Here is a 16732-nt window from a genome sequence, read left to right as displayed (position 1 = left end):
CGCGTGCTCGGCGACAAAAAAGTTTTAGGTTGAAGATAAGGCAGACTGAATGACAGATAAAAGATTAAAGGGACTTAGTGTTTTATTACTGAGTGGTTTACTAGCAGCTTGTGCATCGCAAGATAAACCAAAAACCGCTCCGATTGAAACTAACCAAACGGCCGCCAACTTGGATACTAACAATGCTCGTTTGGAATCGGCAGAGAAAGCCCCAGTAGAAGATCATGAACCTCAAATCACCCCCGTGTCTGAGCAAGCAACCGCTGAAACAACGACTATTGACGATCTTCCATTAAAGCAAGAGCCCAACAACATTGAATTCAAAGATAAAGAATCTATTTACTTACCAAACTTTGATTTGAATGTGTTTGCCACGGCCAACTTAGAAAGTGATGATTCCTTGCTCTATGTGGTTTCGTTAGAAGAGTTTGAACGAAATAGTCAAAGTTGGGTTAAATTCGCGGTTGATGATAATGGCAAGTTAAGCCGATTTGTGGCACTGCCGATCATATCACGCGATTCGGAAAAACAAGCACCAGTGGTCACTATGTGGGCACACATGGGAGACAAGCGCGAGCGCGTTAGATTTGTCTTGTCCACCGAAAACAATCAATTCCCTCTAGTTCTTGGTCAGAGTTTTTACAAATCTCTCTATCTCTAAAGAAATTTCATGCCACATATAAAGAGCGCTTCTATTGAAGCGCTTTTGCATACTTCCGAATAAAGCACTATTTGTCTTTGTTTTGGATTACTCCAAATGCTTGTGTGCCCCAAAGCGGAACGGTAGAAAGGCTGTGTTTAAAGCTACCAGTGGTCTCCTTGGTGGAGTAGGAGACATACATGAGTGTTTGGTTTTCGACATCAAAAATCCGTCTGACTTTCATAGATTTAAAGAAGATACTCTTGGATTTTTTGAATATAACTTCCCCGCTTGGTGACAAATCGATTTTCTGCAACATTTCGGGTGTGATTTCTCCCGTTTGTCGACAGGCGATGGAACTGTCGCTTGGGTCAGAAAGTGAGAGATCCGCTTCTATAGAAGCTACATGGCAGGTAACACCGGTAACCAATGGATCTTGCATATGATTGAGTTTAATGTCTTTCATGGTAAATACACCAAGGCTGACATCGCCCACTTCACTGCTATCGCATCCAGCGAGTGCTAATACTGCTAGTGACGCTGTAACTAAATTTTTTATCTTCATGATAAATGCCTAACTTATATTTTTGAAATACTGAGAACAGATTACAAAATAAACGCCGACAGGAATAGGGCTAGAACTATCTAATTCCAGAGATTAAAGCTTGTGATAGCAAGGTCGCAAGCGTATGCTGACGCCAACTTAAAGGAATAGGCCTCGATTTTGAATATTCAAGATGTGAAAAGAAATTGGTTATACCAGCATGTAGAGGTCGAGTATCCGACTCCGGAGAGTCTTAAAGGGAGAGAAATCTATCTAAACCAAGGTGATAAAGTGTCTTTGGCTTCCATCATCCCAACAGACAACAAGTTGGCCATAGATTTTTTCCCAGCGAGCTTTCACAAGTTAACGGTTGCTTTTGCTCTGCATCAAAGCAAGGAACTTGATGCCAAAAAAGCAGATCTTGTTGTCGAATACCTCTCGCAAATTATTCGTTCCGAACCTTGTGAATTATACTTGGGCTACACCAATTCTGAGCTTGTTGCTACTGCGATTGTCACTACTCAAGAAAACCAAGTATTAGTTTCTAACCTTGTTACTGTACTAAACCATCAAAAGACCGCTCAAGAGTTGTTAGCTTCACTCAACTTAGGTGATGGAAAAGAATGCTATCTGGAAGTTAAAGAAGCGTGACCGCTATATAAGATTGGCAATTCGTTCGTTACCTAGCGCACAATTTTTCTCTTTGATACATCGGCTAAAAGTAGAATCGCTACACTAATATTTCTATGACTCTAATGAGATAAGCAATGATGGTGGCAAAGCCGAAGTGCGTAATATTTGATTGTGAGGGTACGCTCGTAGACAGTGAGCCACTGTATTGCCGGGCGCTCGTTCGTGTATTCAATTTGTTTGGAGCTTCACTCTCATATCAAGATGTTGTAAACGCCTTTAACGGCGGAAAGCTTGCAGATGTCTTGACGGATATCGCCGCCTTAACACCTAAAGAGATCGACATCGAAATTGTCGAACCAATCTATCGGCGCGAATTAGACAAGTTATTTGTAGAAAACCTTACTGCAATGCCCGGGGCAATTGAGCTACTAGATTGGCTTGATGATAACAGGATAGATTATTGTGTGGCATCTAATGCACCATATGAAAAAATAGCTCGAGCGTTGCAATTAGCTGGATTAGATAAATACTTTTCCACTAACATCTACAGTGCTTTTGATACTAACAGCTGGAAACCTGAACCAGATTTGGTGAGATATAGCGCGATGAATATGGGTTATGCTTTGTCTGAATGTATCTATATCGATGACACTGTTAAAGGGGTTTTAGCGGGATTAAGAGCCAATGTTGCTAGCTACCAACTAATTCGTCCAGAAATAAACAACAAACCTCTAAACAATAATGAAGTCCTCGATGCAAAAGTGGTCGAGAGTTTAGGCCAACTTCATGAGATACTGGCCAATTAGTGGTTCAGGTTATTTAAATATTTCGGGGAGTCTAGGGGCGAAATTTTGACTGGTGGCATGGGAGTCGAGTTTTCTACGGCAGTCACATCTGAAAAGAATGCGCCGCAGTCGGCACACAGCATACTGTTGCTATCACTTAGCAAATATTCGTCGCTCCCACACAAGGGGCAACACAAGATATCTTCGATCTTGTTGATTTTCATTCTGTTATCTCCAGGTGTTAGGCAAGCAAATCGTTTAATTTTTGAGACGTCTTCGCGTCGTTGTTTATATCATAGTTGAACACTTGGAATAAAAAACCCAACTTTTGGGCACTTAAGTTGAATTTCCGAGATGGATATCACTTTTTGAGGTAATTAAGTAATGACTCAACAATTTTGTACGGTGCTCTCGACAACAAATGATCAGCAATGCTCAAAAAGTATCATTAATGATCTTCTCACCAAAAAGCTGGCAGCGTGTGTGCAAGTGTTGCCAATACAGAGCCATTACATTTGGCAGGGCAATGTCTGTGTTGATGATGAACAATTGTTGATCATCAAAACGCAATCCCATTTGTTTGAACAGGTGCAAAACTCGATCTTACAGCTACATAATTACGAGGTACCACAGATTGTGCAGTTACCAATTGAAGCAGGTTATGAAGCGTATCTCGAATGGATCGAAACTCAAACACAGCTAAAAAAGCTGGAACCAGAGAACAACTAACTTTGGTTCAATTTATTACTGAAAAATTCGACAAACCGTTAATCATGGCTTTGAATTGAACTAAAGAACCAAATTGAAACGGATGTATGAATAACAATACTGCAGTTGCTGCTCAGTTTCAGAGTGAAATGGAGAACCCTTTGCTCTGGCCAATATTAGAAGTCCTCAGAAATAAGCCTTCCGGTTGGAAAGTTCACACTCTGGCAGCTCACTTAAATGACTTGGGATTGATACCTATTTTAGACGGCAACTCCGAGCGCGATTTGTTTAAACGTAATTTCCTGATAATGAACGCCTTATATCAACTACAGGAAACACTGTATCCGGAAAACTGGGTGCAAGTGCAGGCGATGGATATATTACTTTTGTCGGCAAGTCATGTCCCCGGTCATTTTGTCGATTTGGATGATCCGTTACGTGAGTACTATTTACAGTGGCATAACTATGAAGCCGAAGAGGGCGAGGTCAAGCGCTTGCTAAATGAGTTCTGGACTCGATACCGCGAGTTTGTTGGCGGTAGTAATGAAGCTAGTAACGATATGGACCGTGCGCGTGCTTTAAAGCTGTTCGAATTACCTTTGGACGCGTCACAGGCTGAGATCAGGAAAACTTGGCGGAAACTGGCACTAAAATGGCACCCTGACCGCGAGAGTGGCAACAGTGATCGTTTTCGAGTGCTGTGTGAAGCTTGGCATGTGTTAAGACATTAGACACTCTTACATTACGCTCAAATCATAAAGACCGACATAAAGTCGGTCTTTTGGGTTTAGGGCATCAAAAGCGGTATTACTGGATAAACTTGGCTTTTCTCAATCGGTTTACCGCTGACATCACGTCTTGTATGCGTGGTTTGTTTAAATCGCCGTAGTAGGGCATTTGTTCGTGCCAATTACTAGCAAGTAATTTTTGTGTTTCAGTTAATACGTCTACACTTTTAGCTGGAGTTTGAGCGAGTAACAGTAGCACCCACCCGATGGCGTGCAGTTCGCTGCCGTTTTCCAACTGTTCAATCGCTTGAAGATCTATTTGCTCTTTGCCAAATCTCAGTTGTTTTCCAGCTTTCGCCGACACGCGAAACTTTCCGTCATTCAAGACCGTAAGCAATGAGGAACAAAGCAGCTTTCGACATTGTGGTTGTTTGAATTCCGATTCTGATTCGTTGATGCGTTGAGTTGGAATTTGCTCAACGATCTCTTTCGCTTTTGCAGTGACATCTATGGGCAAGTAGTCATGCATTTGAATAACGGTATCTGCAACATCGAGGTAATCACCTGAACCCCCCATGACTAAAGTCGTCGAGATACTAAGCTGATCAAAAAGAGGACGGATGCGGTCAATCAGTGGTGTGATTGGCTCTTGCCCTTTGTTTACCAGAGCCTGCATTCGGGTATCGCGGATCATAAAGTTGGTCGCAGAAGTGTCTTCATCAATTAGCAAATGGCGAGTTTGAGATTCTATGGCTTCTTGTAACCAAGCGGCTTGAGATGTCGAACCGGATGCATCTTGAGTTGTGAAAACGTCTGTCGATTTGCCTTGTGGTAAGTGATTTAAAAAGTTCGAAATATTGAGATTATGAACACATCTGCCTTCTTCGGCGCGAATCTTGACCGAATCACATCTAGATACTACCCATTCGCGCCCATCACCGTGAATATGATTGTACACACCTTTTTCTAGGGCTTTGAGCAGTGTTGATTTGCCATGAAAACCGCCGCCAACAATCAAAGTTACACCGTTTGGTATGCCCATCCCGGTAATTTTACCTGCGTTAGGGCATTCAATGGAGACAACCAAAGACTCAGGAGAGACAAAAGGCGTGGCATCTTTCAGAGGCAGCGGACTGTTACCCGACGCCCTTGGTAAAATGGCGTTGTTAGCAACAAAAGCGCTTATGTTGAGTGAATCTAATTGCGCTCGAATAAAACACTGATCTTGATAAAGTTCACAATGTGATTTGAGGTCTTGAATATCAATCTCACGTTCTAATGTCGCGCGTCGAATAAACTTTGGTAGATGGAACGTGAGAATATTAATCGCTTTTTTACCTAAGATTTCTCGTCCGCTAGCGGGTAACTTAACTCGAAATCGAATTTCAATTCCCAGCTCTGTGAAGAGCACCGCAGTCGAGTCCAAAACAATTTGCCCGCTTGTTGCTATTGAGACGCTCGGTTCGTCTTTGGCAAAGCGTTCAAATTGACGAGCGATAAAATCACGTGCTGCAATTTGATAGTCTTCTTCTTGATCCTTCAACCAATCTAAACCCGTTACCGACCATGGTCTTATCGCGCGAAAGCGCGAGTCTGATGCGTACGGATCACTTTGAATAAAATCGGCGTGTAATATGAAATCAGAAAAATCGTACTGACCACGTATCTGGCTGTACGCTCGATAATTTTGTTTTTCGAGTTTTTTTAGTTTAGCGATCAACGCATCCATTGGAGGTGTCTTATCGTTATGGTTATCTTGGTGCGGAGTATATCAGTGATCGTCGAGCAAGCTAAGATACAATGTGTCTTCAGATAAACTAAAAAGAGCGCAATATGCGCTCTTTGGAATGGAAAGTAGATAAGATATGAATCAATTCGGTTTAACCAAAACGACTGGCGTATTTGATAAACGGTGCCATATCGACAGATTGAGCATAATTCACTTCTTCGTGGGCAAAACCGTTAAGTGCTAAAAACTCTTGTTTAATGCCTTGATAATCCGACAATCGCTCGAAATTATCCGGCGTTAATTCGTTGAGTAACAACTCGACTTGCTGTTGCGTTTCTTGGTCTAATTCAAATTCATCAATTCGAATCAGGCGTTCGCTATCAGTGACCGTTGAACCATCTTGGTACATCTTCTGATTAAACAACCTAACCATTTGTTCGATACAGCCTTCATGCGTACCTTGCTGTTTCATAACTTTGTACAGCGCTGCTAGATAAGGACCCAGCGTTGGGATAAACACACTTGCTTTGGTTACCAAAGCCTTACAAACAGACGCATGGGCCGCTCCACCATAGTGAGCGAGCTTAAGGTTCAGCGAATGGCTGGTTTGGTGTAAGTCGATTTTTGCGTGTCCCAAGGTACCGTCCAAATATATTGGATGAGTAAGCTCAGGACCCACATAAGAAAACGCTACAGTTTGGCAACCTTCCGCTACTGAATCGGCATTAATCAAAGCATCGATCCACGCTTCCCAATCTTCACCGCCCATCACTTTTTTGGTCGCTAAGATTTCTCCAGCAGTGGCTGGTGGTAATTCAGAGTAAATTAATTCATCACTTTCAAATGAAAAGCTGTAGCCCTCAATGCAAGAGGACATAGGGGCGATTGACGAATACCATGTTTTTTCATCGCGTTCATCAACACGTTTACCACTCGCGACACTGTAGATAACTAAGTCGACTTCCCCTTCAAAATAGGTTTCGACTGCTTCTATTACTTCGTCTTTGACGCTTTGGCTAAACGCGTCGCCGTGAATATTCACGGCAATTTTTCCTTCGCGTTCCGCGTATTTCTTGAAGTAATAATCGTTATACCAACCAGCACTACCCGAATGTGTCTTACTTGGGGCTCGTTCCATACTGACTGATATGGTGTCAGCCTGACCGTTACCAAAAGCAAGCGCGATACGGCTCGCGAGACCAAAACCCGACGAACCACCAATAACCAAAATCCGTTTTGGTGTTGCACAGTTTGATTTTGATTGTTTTACATACTCAATTTGCTTGCGTACCGATTGTTCACAACCAAGTGGATGCGCAGATTTGGCAACCACTCCTTGAATAATTGGCTCAATATTCATCACTTAACCTTGAATTTTGGCATTTGAGCCAAATCTAAAAGATTATGTGAAGCGGTTCTTTGCGCTGAAACAAATTAAATGTGCTTATTGAGAGCCTTGGCAACAAAATTAGCGATCCAAGGTTGCGCTTCAGGTTTGGGATGTAAGCCGTCTGACATCATCCAACCGCCGTGGCGAATCACCCCTTCCAAAAAGAAGGGAATTAACGGAATCTTGTACTGCTCGGAAATGGCGGGATAGATTTCGGAAAATGCCTCAGTATAGCGCTTGCCATAGTTTGGTAAGACATGAATTTGCATGACAAGCGGCTGAGCGTCGGCACTTGTTATCATTTGTATCAATTTAGAAAGGTTGCCTTTGATCATATTAGGGGGGAAACCTCGTAAACCATCATTGGCGCCAAGCTCGATTAACACGTAGTCTGGATTGTGTTCGGCTAACAGGTTAGGTAAACGTTCTAGGCCATTACCGGTGGTATCACCTGAGATACTTCCGTTAACGACTTGAACGTCATGGCCAAGCGATTCCAGCTCTGACGGGAGTAGTGAAGGCCAGGCTTGTTCAATTGGCATCTGGTAACCTGCGCTTAAGCTGTCACCGAGTATTAGTAGCGTTTTAGCAAACACAGATTGGCTAGCCATTAACAAAAACAACAAGGTAAAAAATCGAATCATGAATAGTTCTTCCGTAATCAAAGCCCAAGACGTGACAAAAGTTGTCAGTTCTCAGCAAGAGCAGCTTACTATCCTAGATAAGGTTTCACTCGATGTAAAACAAGGTGAGTCAGTTGCAATTGTGGGCCCGTCAGGCGCCGGTAAATCGACTCTGATGACGTTACTTGCCGGTTTAGACACCACTACCAGCGGTACCATCGAAGTACTGGGACAAGATTACGGCGCGATGGACGATGAGCAAAGAGCTGCGTTGCGAAGTGAAAAACTAGGCTTTGTCTTTCAAAGTTTTTTGCTAATCCCAACTTTAAGTGCGCTCGAAAACGTCACGCTTCCTTGCTTGCTAAAAGGTGAGAAAGAAGATCATGAACGCGCTACGGAACTATTGAAATCGGTAGGGTTAGAAAATCGAATTCATCATTCTCCGAATCAACTTTCTGGGGGCGAGCAGCAGCGTGTCGCTATTGCGAGAGCATTTATGATTAAACCACAGGTTCTGTTTGCGGATGAACCGACTGGGAACCTAGATCAACATACGGCGGAGAAAATTGTCGAACTGTTGTTTGACTTGAATAAGCAGCACGGTACTACCTTGGTTATGGTAACTCATGATACTAGCTTGGCGAAGCGCTGTGAACGCACTGTAGTAATTAAAGCAGGGCAGTTGGAGGAAACGACATGAGCCAAGATGTGTCAGTCCAATCTAGATTGGTGCGGTGGAGTTGGGGAGAAATACGCCATGGACAATTGTGGCCGGTATCTGTTGCCCTCACTTTAATTATTGCCTGTATCTTTGCGTTATCAGCCCTTGCTCAAAGAATGGAGCAGGTCATCGTCAAACAGGGTAAAGACGCGTTAACCGCAGATACGGTGTACACCAGTTCCAACCCTCTACCTGACACCTTGCTTTCGGCGACGGAAGGCTTACAACGCTCTATACGAACTCGCTTTGCGACAATGGCCTTTAGTGACCAAGGTATGCAGCTGATTACGGTAAAAGCCGTTGATAGCCAATACCCTCTAAAGGGAACCATGCTGCTGGAATCTAACGGCGAGCTAAAAACAAAAGTTAACCCTGGTGAGCTTTGGTTAGATCCTAGAATTGCATCTTCACTCGATGTAAAAGTAGGTGACAACGTCACTATTGGCGATGCGGAACTGGAGGTTTCAGGCCTAGTTAAAGAAGAACCAGGGCTAAGCTTTAACCCCTTCCAACAAATGCCAACCGCATTTATTCACCAAGCTGACATTGACAAAACGGGGGCGGTGCAACTCGGTAGTCGGGTTCGATTCAACTTATACTTGGTTGGTGACGAAGCAAAAATTGCGGAAGCAAAAGAGTCCGTAGAGATTACACCGAGTGACAGATGGCGCGATAAAGACAGTGGTAGTCGAACCAACGATGTGTTCGAGCGTACTGAGCAGTATCTATCATTGACTGTTGCCATTGTTATCATTATGGCCGCGACGACGCTGGTTTTAACCTGCCAGCACTATGTTCAGTCACGGGTTAAAACCATTGCCATGCTGAAAAGCTTAGGGGCTAAACGAAGCTGGATTGCAAGGTGGCTAAGCACTCAGGTATTGATCTTATTGTTGCTGTCGTCCGTGCTTGGTTCTGTTGCAGGCATTATACTTGAGTACCTTTTGCGGATTCCACTGGTCGACTTATTACCTTCTCCATTGCCGTCATACGGTGTTTGGCCATTTGTTACCTCTATCATCACCGCGGTATTAATTGCTGTACCTGCTCTTGGCATGCCACTACTCAAATTAATGGACACCAGTGCTGCGAGCGTGATGCAAGAGCAGGCAAAAACAAGTCAATTGTCGCGCTGGTGGTTGTTGCTGGTGCCTGTTGTACCTATGTTATGGGTATATAAGTCCAATACTCTAGTCTGGTTGGTATTGGCAGGCATTGTCGCTTTGTTCGCGGTGCTGGCCCTGCTATCTATTGCTATAACCAAAGGCTTAAAGCGAATTCCTTTGAGCACAGCGTTCCAATTGGCACTGAGTCGAATAAACCGTTCAAATACCACAACTGGCATTCAGTTTGGTGCGTTGGCACTTTCACTAATGCTGCTTGCTACCATTTGGTTGGTTAGAACCGACTTACTATCAGACTGGCAGCGCACACTACCCGCTGATGCCCATAATGCGTTCGCGCTCAATATTGCTGGCTACGAAAAACAAAACTACTTGGAGCAGCTGGATCAACAACAGATCGATCGTTCGCCTGCTTATCCCATTATTCGAGGCCGACTAACCGAAATCAACGATCAAGATGCACAAACCTATGTGGGCGCGAATGAAGAGCCTGAGGCGCTTTCACGTGAATTGAATTTTACCTGGGGCGATGGAATTCCAGAACACAACGAGCTATTGGAAGGTCAATGGACTGGTACTGGGGGTGTATCGATCGAGGTCGATGTGGCCGAAAGTCTAGGCGTAAAAGTTGGCGATAAGCTCGGGTTTGTTATCAATAGCCAAAAGGTAGAAGCAAGGGTTAATTCGATACGATTTGTTGAGTGGCGAGATATGAAGCCCAATTTCTACTTCATATTTACACCAGATTTGTTGCAAGAACTGCCATCAACCTGGTTAGTCAGCTTTAGGCTTGAAGATCAAAATGATGACATGGTTCAACAACTATCGAGAAACCATCCCACGGTTAGCCTTATGGACATTCGAGGCATGGGCCAGAAGATACAAGGCCTACTAGAGCAACTGGTGTGGGCAATTACCATACTGGCTGGTATGGGAGTCATCGCAGGCGTGCTTCTTATTTACACGCTTTTGAGGTTGAGTATGAGTCAGCGTCAGCAGGAAGTGCAGTTGTATCGTACTTTAGGAGCGAGTAAAAAACGTATTAATGCCACGATTTGGGCTGAGTATGGCCTAATGGCGGCGGTAGCCGGCATAGTCGCGACAATGGGCGCAGAACTTGTGGTCGCATCCCTAATGAACTACGGGTTTGATACTGCACCTACGTTGCACTTAGGAATGTGGTTTGCCTTGCCAGCAGTAACATTTGGCACCTTGTTTGTCGTGTCATACAACATGGTTAGAAAGATGTTAATGCCTGTAAACAAACAACTTAGCTGATAGAAACAGCTGACTTGTTATTGTTTATCCACAGAAGCAGTGGATAAAAATTGGATAACTTTGGCCGCAAACTTTGCGGCCTTTTTTCTAGCCCTGATTTGTCAAAGAGTCTGCTTAATTGGTTATGCACAATAAGGAGAAAACATGATTCTTGTTAGGGGGCGTCAAGCTTTTTTTTAGATTTTTTTTACAATGAAAAATGTTGTATTTTTCAAAAATCCACAGAAAAATGTGATTCATATTGGTGTCCAAAAGCGTAGAATGAGCACAGTTCTTTTAGGAAGTAAAACCAAGTAAATGAAATCACTATTAGACAGTCGTGTTTGTATTGTTGGCGGTGGCGTAGCTGGCGTGACAGCTGCCTTACACCTAGCAGAAAAAGGTGTGCAAGTTTCACTGTTTGATAAAAATGCCTCCTTAGTTGATGGGCCACCAATCTGCCATTTACATGCGGGTGGAAATCTCTACCGAGAAATCGACCTAGAGCAATGTGTTGAATTATTACAACAGTCTATTGAAACGGTCCGCTTGTATCCGCATACACTGAATCCTCGTCCCACAGTGATTGCGATTCCTCGTCAGCTAGACTTTAGCCCCGACGACATTATCTCCCGGGCAAATTGTATTCGACAAAGCTATCAAAAACTGGTGGACGAAGATCCACTCAATCAAGTACTGGGTGATCCCGCTGACTACTATCGCTGTTATAGTAAACCAGAACTAGAAAACTTAGCCCGACAAACGGCTCCTCAAAACCCGAAAACGATGGATGAATGGGTTATTGCGTTTGCCAAAAATACCAACTTGGATTCAATTAAATTTCCAGTATTGGTAGTCAATGAATATGGTTGGAGTGTGTTTAGGCTTGCCGCTACCGCCGAATTATCACTTAGACAGCTCCCCAGTTGTGAATTGAAGACTTCGACCAAAGTCGTCAGTATTGAAAGTGTTGAATTCGGTTACAATGTCACGTTTTCCTCATCAGAACAGCTTTATCAAACTGAACATTTTGATTTCCTGATTAACGCTTGTGGATTTAAGACTGGTGAACTTGACAATCAGATTCACGAGTCGAGACAGCGAATTGTCGAGTTCAAAGCGGCATATGTGTCTAAATGGGATACCAACGAGCTATGGCCTGAAGTGGTGTTTATTGGTGAGCGCGGTACTCCACAAGGAATGGCGCAATTTACACCTTACCCCAATGGTATTGTTCAACTGCATGGCATGACCAAGGACATTACTTTGTTTGAGGCTGGCTTGGTATCTAGTGAGTTGGGTAATGCTCAACCGAAACTTCCCGGCGAATACCAATCCTACCTGTCTAGTCGATTCGACCCTAAAATTGCAACGCAACGAGGTCGTCGCGCCATTGAATATATGGCGAACTATATAGAGAGCTTTCGCAGTGCCGATGCATTTGATTTACCTTTGTTTGGCGCCCAGCAAATTCCTGGCGATGATCCAACTTTGCGATCATCTACAGTATCATTTGTGGGGAATCGCTATGCGCGAATGGAAATTGTTAAAGGCTCTTCAGCGTTAAAAGCAGCCAAAGAAATCTACGCCAAATGGGGCTGTGAGCATGAGGGAAGTTCAATTGAAGAGCAACACCAGACGACTGTGAGTTTCTCCGAGCGGGAAGTCGAAGCATACGCGGCGCAACTTTGTGAGCAACGTGGCTATCCAAAAGAGCTCGCGTTGGTTTACGGATAGATAAGCTCACCCTAAAGTCAAAGTTGAGAATTGGGTCTAGAATTCAAAGGTAGTAATGAAACCAAGTGCCTAACTTGGTTATGATGCACGGCATTTTTGAAAACAAATTTTCTCGGAGCTCAGAATGAATATTCTCGTGACAGGTGGAATGGGCTATATAGGCAGCCATACCTGTATTCAACTGATTCAATCGGGTCTTAAACCCGTAATTTACGACAACTTGGACAACAGCAGCGAAGAAGTACTGAACCGTATTGAAACCGTGACTGGTACACGCCTTCCATTTGTGCATGCTGACATTAGAGACAAGGCGTCCCTAACCTCTGCACTAGAGCAGTATCAAATTGATGCAGTGATCCATTTTGCTGGCCTGAAAGCGGTCGGTGAATCAGTAGAAAAGCCACTTGAGTACTACGATAACAACGTAACCGGTACGTTAACACTGGTTGCAGCTATGCGAGAAACCGGCGTTAAAACTCTGATTTTTAGTTCATCTGCCACCGTGTACGGCGATCCGGCAAGTGTGCCAATTACAGAAGACTTTCCGACGAGTGCAACTAACCCATATGGCCGCAGCAAGTTAATCGTTGAAGAATGCCTGACTGATTTCCAGAAAGCTAATTCAGATTGGAGCGTAACTTTATTGCGCTACTTTAATCCAGTAGGGGCACATCAATCTGGTTTGTTAGGTGAAGATCCGCAGGGGATTCCTAACAACTTGATGCCATTTGTTTCTCAGGTGGCCGTTGGGCGTCGCGACAAATTGTCGGTGTTTGGGGATGATTATCCGACTCCAGACGGAACCGGTGTTCGTGACTATATCCATGTCTTAGATTTGGCTGACGGCCATATTGCAGCTTTGAAAAATGTCGGCGAAAAGGCAGGGTTACATGTTTACAACTTAGGTACTGGAAATGGCTACAGTGTATTAGACATGGTCAAAGCGTTTGAAGAAGCGTCAGGTGCCAACGTTCCATATCAAGTTGTTGCTCGTCGTCCAGGTGATATCGCGGAATGTTGGGCTAATCCTAAAAAAGCCAAGGAAGAACTAAATTGGCAGGCAGAACGCACCTTGCTCGATATGACGGTCGACACTTGGCGCTGGCAATCGCAAAACCCTAATGGTTTTGAAGGTAATTGATTAGCCTTACAATTAGGCTGTTGATGATTCAAGTAAATATATATTTTCAGGGATGCCTAACAGGTATCCCTGAAACATATCGATGGCATACTGCTGTGCAAGTTTGAGCTGCGTCTCAGTCTCCACACCTTCAATCACAGTGCTAGCACCAATTTCTCTCGCTAAAGCAATGGCTTCGAGCACCTTACTATCGTCACCTTGTTCAAGCTTGATCAGTAATGAACGGTCTATCTTAATGATACTTGGTTGAATCGCTCTAACACGCTCGGCGTTTGAAGCGTTAACTCCGAAATCGTCTATGGCAATGTTAAAACCCACTTCGGCAAGTGATTCCATAGCGAATTTTAGCCTTTGTTCGCTATTTGAGTCAGCTTCAACAATTTCCATGACCAACTGCTCTGGCTTCATTTTTAACGCTTTTACCCGTCGAGCAATCAGGCTTTGCGTTGCATCGCCGAGCGTTAAATATTCTCCTGAGTCGGGTAACACGTTCAAAAACAGTTTAAGGTGCTTATATTGCGACAAAGCAAAATTGCGTATATGTATTGCGCGGCTTAAACGTTCAACATTGATTTTGTCTTTATACGCCAGACTAGTGTCGGCAAAAAACAGATCAGGGCGGACTGCATGCCCAAGGCGGTGACGAATTCTAACCAGTGCTTCATATCCAACGACTTCCAACTGGTTTGAAAAGATAGGTTGAAACACACTAGACAGCGACCAATCGCCATAGCGAGCTTGGTAACCCTGATGTTGATGATATGAGATATGCTGATTGAACTGTTTTAGAGTGGTTATAAGCACCAGTTTTCAATCCCTTGCCGTTACGTATTGCTCTTAATAATGAAGAGAGACACGTAGTAGCTGACTAGAATGGTCAGCTGTTCCGTTGTTGAATCATTATTACGTTTTTTTGAAAAAATACGCAATAAGACAACAGGCAAAACTTTGCCTGCTGTCTCATTTCTATTGCAAGCCAGGTTTCATCTTTCATCAAAAAAGTCTTTGTTGCGGATATACTTAGACATTAGATGGTACGTAAATGGTCTTAGTAGCCACGAGATAATCGATCGTATGAATCGCTGGATGGTTGGCGTGTTTTCATAGATTTTTCCGTCGTAAAGCCAAAGCATTTTACCAACATGCCAGTAAACAAGGGGGATTGGTGGCATAAAGGTAACAATATCGAGGTCACAACAAATTCGATAAGTTCTGTGTTTGAGCGCGTAGTGCTTTTTGGTTTGCCAACTACCAAAAGCGGGCTGGCCGAAGGTGACAACGCGTTTTACGCTTTTTGGGTGTTTTTTTTCTAACCAATCGGCAAAAATACAAGCCATCGCACCGCCCGCTGAGTGCCCGGTGAAGGTAATACGTTTACCTTGCTCGATCAGCATTTCAAGTATCAGGCTAAGCCGTTCTGAAACATTAACACCCAATCGGTCAGTATTGTGATTGGGAGTACTCTCTTGATTGAGTAAAGTCAGATAACCTGAATGGACTCGATGGGGTAAAGGCAAGTGGCGACAAAATCTCACGCGCAAATCCAAGTTTAACAACCAATCGAACCAATGGTGCGATCCTTTAATCACAACAACCACTTCATCGGAATGATTCGACCAAAGCACTCTTATCATTGGTTGCCCGCGTCGATTACAAATCACTCGCTGGCCGTTTGGCGCAAATCCATACCGAGTTTGTTTTAGAACTTTTTGGTACGCTAGATTACAAAGAATGGCATAACGTTCGTATTGGTAGCGTTTAAGTTTCTTCAAATTAGCTAAACGAGTTTTTGTTTCATTCTAGTTTTTGAAGATGACTTATTGATGACAATAGGTAGGCTAGCTAAGCTGAATCACGGAATAGAGCTGTAGGTACTTTCGCACTAATGCTTGGTCTTTGGAGCGTCTCAGTGGATGGGTAAATTTGACAAAGTAAGGTCGCAAGTCAAAATACTTTTCAATATCTAAATTCAGTTGTGAATCACTTTCGTACAAGCTAATACCTTGCAGCTTAAACTCATCGATGTCGTCGGGAAGTTGTCCGGTCCACCAGTGTAGTAATTCACGACTCTGTTTACTTCTGGTAATCCAATGATCGGTCAAGAGTAAAACGAGATCATTGGGTTGGGTAGCAAACCCGTATTCTTGTTGCCAAAGTGCCAACGAGCGAAACAACTTATTGCGGTTGTTATGACTGGCATTGGCCATGTTACCTGTCAAGATCCAAACCGTTCCTGCTTGGCTACTTACCCGGTAATGTCTGGCTTGTTCTTTACTGTTTTCTATTTCCAGCGAAGCCAGTTCACATGGATGACCAAACTCATTTAAAGTGCGGCTTAGTCGTCTTGAAAATGCCAAACCGAGGTGATGTTGACTGATTCCCTGATTATGAATTGTAGGGTAGTGTTGCTCGCTAAAGCGCAAACAATCCGCTTGAAACTCATTAACGCTTTGGATCAGTGTATCTAGTAACAAGTTAGCCTCTGGACTTTTATCATCAAATGGGTTTCTTGAATCTAATTTGGTAATCGCATTCAACTGATGCAGGCTAACACATTTTTACATATTGAATATCCAGTCTTATCAAGTCTTTGATCTCTTTCAAATACGAATTTTGTATGCAGACAGAAGAGAGTTTAGTTGAGTCAGTTGCAAATTCTGACCAATGAGCTTGTTTAGGTATCAGTACCTTGTAGGATTTACTTATCAACGTAATTTTGGTGAACATTTATGAAGTTTGATCACTCAGAAAAAGAGCAGTACGCTCAAATCATACAACGCTATTTTGAAGATGAGCTAGAAACGGAACTGGGCCAATTTGACGCCATCTTTTTGTTCGATTTTATCTGCGACAAATTTGGGTCTACGTTTTATAACAAAGGTATTGAAGATGCTACCGTTTTGTTGAACCAGCGAGTCGAAGCCATGACGGACGATTTGTACGCGCTTAAAAAAGACGTGTCTGAGTAAAGC

General features: G+C 43.4%; 17 protein-coding genes. 10 read left to right on the top strand and 7 right to left on the bottom strand.

The features are described from left to right. Positions 1 to 49 precede the first annotated feature (49 nt). A complete protein-coding gene (locus tag ACXAFJ_RS19350; RefSeq protein WP_475325701.1) occupies positions 50 to 661 on the top strand; it encodes a putative ATP-dependent zinc protease in 612 nt (203 codons plus the stop codon). Between the two features lie 67 nt (positions 662 to 728). On the opposite strand, the gene ACXAFJ_RS19345 is transcribed toward ACXAFJ_RS19350, so the two are convergent. Then, entirely contained in the window at positions 729 to 1205 is a 477-nt protein-coding gene (locus ACXAFJ_RS19345) for a CreA family protein (RefSeq protein WP_475325699.1), read from the bottom strand. A gap of 159 nt (positions 1206 to 1364) precedes the next feature. Here ACXAFJ_RS19345 and ACXAFJ_RS19340 point away from each other — a divergent pair, with 159 nt between their 5' ends. The 4 genes from ACXAFJ_RS19340 (at position 1365) to ACXAFJ_RS19325 (ending at position 4041) form a co-directional block, all read left to right on the top strand. Beyond that, the gene (locus ACXAFJ_RS19340) at positions 1365 to 1835 is read left to right on the top strand and encodes a flavodoxin (protein WP_475325698.1); all 471 of its coding nucleotides are present in this window, start codon (positions 1365 to 1367) and stop codon (positions 1833 to 1835) included. Between the two features lie 116 nt (positions 1836 to 1951). Then, positions 1952 to 2623, top strand: coding sequence for an HAD-IA family hydrolase (locus tag ACXAFJ_RS19335; protein WP_475325697.1), 672 nt, complete (start codon positions 1952 to 1954; stop codon positions 2621 to 2623). A 363-nt stretch (positions 2624 to 2986) separates the two neighbouring features. Beyond that, the gene (gene cutA, locus ACXAFJ_RS19330; RefSeq protein WP_475325695.1) at positions 2987 to 3331 is read left to right on the top strand and encodes a divalent-cation tolerance protein CutA; all 345 of its coding nucleotides are present in this window, start codon (positions 2987 to 2989) and stop codon (positions 3329 to 3331) included. Between the two features lie 86 nt (positions 3332 to 3417). After that, on the top strand, positions 3418 to 4041 hold the full coding sequence (locus ACXAFJ_RS19325; protein ID WP_475325694.1) for a DNA-J related domain-containing protein: 624 nt from the start codon (positions 3418 to 3420) through the stop codon (positions 4039 to 4041). Between the two features lie 76 nt (positions 4042 to 4117). On the opposite strand, the gene ACXAFJ_RS19320 is transcribed toward ACXAFJ_RS19325, so the two are convergent. From ACXAFJ_RS19320 to ACXAFJ_RS19310, 3 genes are all read right to left on the bottom strand, one after another. Then, positions 4118 to 5767: a P-loop domain-containing protein gene (locus ACXAFJ_RS19320; RefSeq protein ID WP_475325693.1), complete on the bottom strand. Its 1650-nt coding sequence runs from the start codon at positions 5765 to 5767 to the stop codon at positions 4118 to 4120. A 151-nt stretch (positions 5768 to 5918) separates the two neighbouring features. Then, complete coding sequence (gene fabV, locus ACXAFJ_RS19315; protein WP_475325691.1) at positions 5919 to 7127, bottom strand: enoyl-ACP reductase FabV; 1209 nt, start codon at positions 7125 to 7127, stop codon at positions 5919 to 5921. A gap of 74 nt (positions 7128 to 7201) precedes the next feature. Continuing rightward, complete coding sequence (locus ACXAFJ_RS19310; protein ID WP_475325690.1) at positions 7202 to 7801, bottom strand: arylesterase; 600 nt, start codon at positions 7799 to 7801, stop codon at positions 7202 to 7204. Between ACXAFJ_RS19310 and ACXAFJ_RS19305 the strand changes: the two genes are divergently transcribed. From ACXAFJ_RS19305 to galE, 4 genes are all read left to right on the top strand, one after another. Continuing rightward, positions 7800 to 8480, top strand: a complete 681-nt coding sequence (locus ACXAFJ_RS19305; protein WP_475325689.1) for an ABC transporter ATP-binding protein — start codon at positions 7800 to 7802, stop codon at positions 8478 to 8480. The two genes, ACXAFJ_RS19310 and ACXAFJ_RS19305, sit on opposite strands and share 2 nt — an antisense overlap. Next, positions 8477 to 10903 (top strand): ABC transporter permease, encoded by a 2427-nt coding sequence (locus ACXAFJ_RS19300; RefSeq protein ID WP_475325687.1) that lies wholly within the window; start codon positions 8477 to 8479, stop codon positions 10901 to 10903. Before ACXAFJ_RS19305 ends, ACXAFJ_RS19300 begins: the two co-directional genes overlap by 4 nt. Before the next feature lie 297 nt (positions 10904 to 11200). After that, on the top strand, positions 11201 to 12619 hold the full coding sequence (locus ACXAFJ_RS19295) for an FAD-dependent oxidoreductase (protein WP_475325685.1): 1419 nt from the start codon (positions 11201 to 11203) through the stop codon (positions 12617 to 12619). Between the two features lie 124 nt (positions 12620 to 12743). Then, the gene (galE, locus tag ACXAFJ_RS19290) at positions 12744 to 13760 is read left to right on the top strand and encodes a UDP-glucose 4-epimerase GalE (RefSeq protein WP_475325684.1); all 1017 of its coding nucleotides are present in this window, start codon (positions 12744 to 12746) and stop codon (positions 13758 to 13760) included. A 12-nt stretch (positions 13761 to 13772) separates the two neighbouring features. Here the strand turns inward: galE and ACXAFJ_RS19285 are convergent, their stop codons facing one another. The 3 genes from ACXAFJ_RS19285 to ACXAFJ_RS19275 all read right to left on the bottom strand — a co-directional run bounded on the left by ACXAFJ_RS19285 (position 13773) and on the right by ACXAFJ_RS19275 (position 16234). Next, a complete protein-coding gene (locus ACXAFJ_RS19285; RefSeq protein WP_475325682.1) occupies positions 13773 to 14564 on the bottom strand; it encodes an EAL domain-containing protein in 792 nt (263 codons plus the stop codon). Positions 14565 to 14743: 179 nt separating this feature from the next. Continuing rightward, the gene (locus ACXAFJ_RS19280) at positions 14744 to 15532 is read right to left on the bottom strand and encodes a lipase family protein (protein WP_475325681.1); all 789 of its coding nucleotides are present in this window, start codon (positions 15530 to 15532) and stop codon (positions 14744 to 14746) included. 66 nt (positions 15533 to 15598) lie between these two features. Continuing rightward, positions 15599 to 16234 (bottom strand): hypothetical protein, encoded by a 636-nt coding sequence (locus ACXAFJ_RS19275; protein WP_475325679.1) that lies wholly within the window; start codon positions 16232 to 16234, stop codon positions 15599 to 15601. A 255-nt stretch (positions 16235 to 16489) separates the two neighbouring features. On the opposite strand from ACXAFJ_RS19275, the gene ACXAFJ_RS19270 reads away from it, so the two are divergent. Further along, the gene (locus ACXAFJ_RS19270) at positions 16490 to 16729 is read left to right on the top strand and encodes a DUF2164 domain-containing protein (protein ID WP_475325677.1); all 240 of its coding nucleotides are present in this window, start codon (positions 16490 to 16492) and stop codon (positions 16727 to 16729) included. The last annotated feature ends 3 nt before the right edge of the window (positions 16730 to 16732 follow it).

Source organism: Vibrio sp. ABH4_348, from assembly GCF_056159765.1.
The sequence above is the reverse complement of the archived record's forward strand: the minus strand, read 5'-3'. Positions and strand labels throughout refer to the sequence as shown.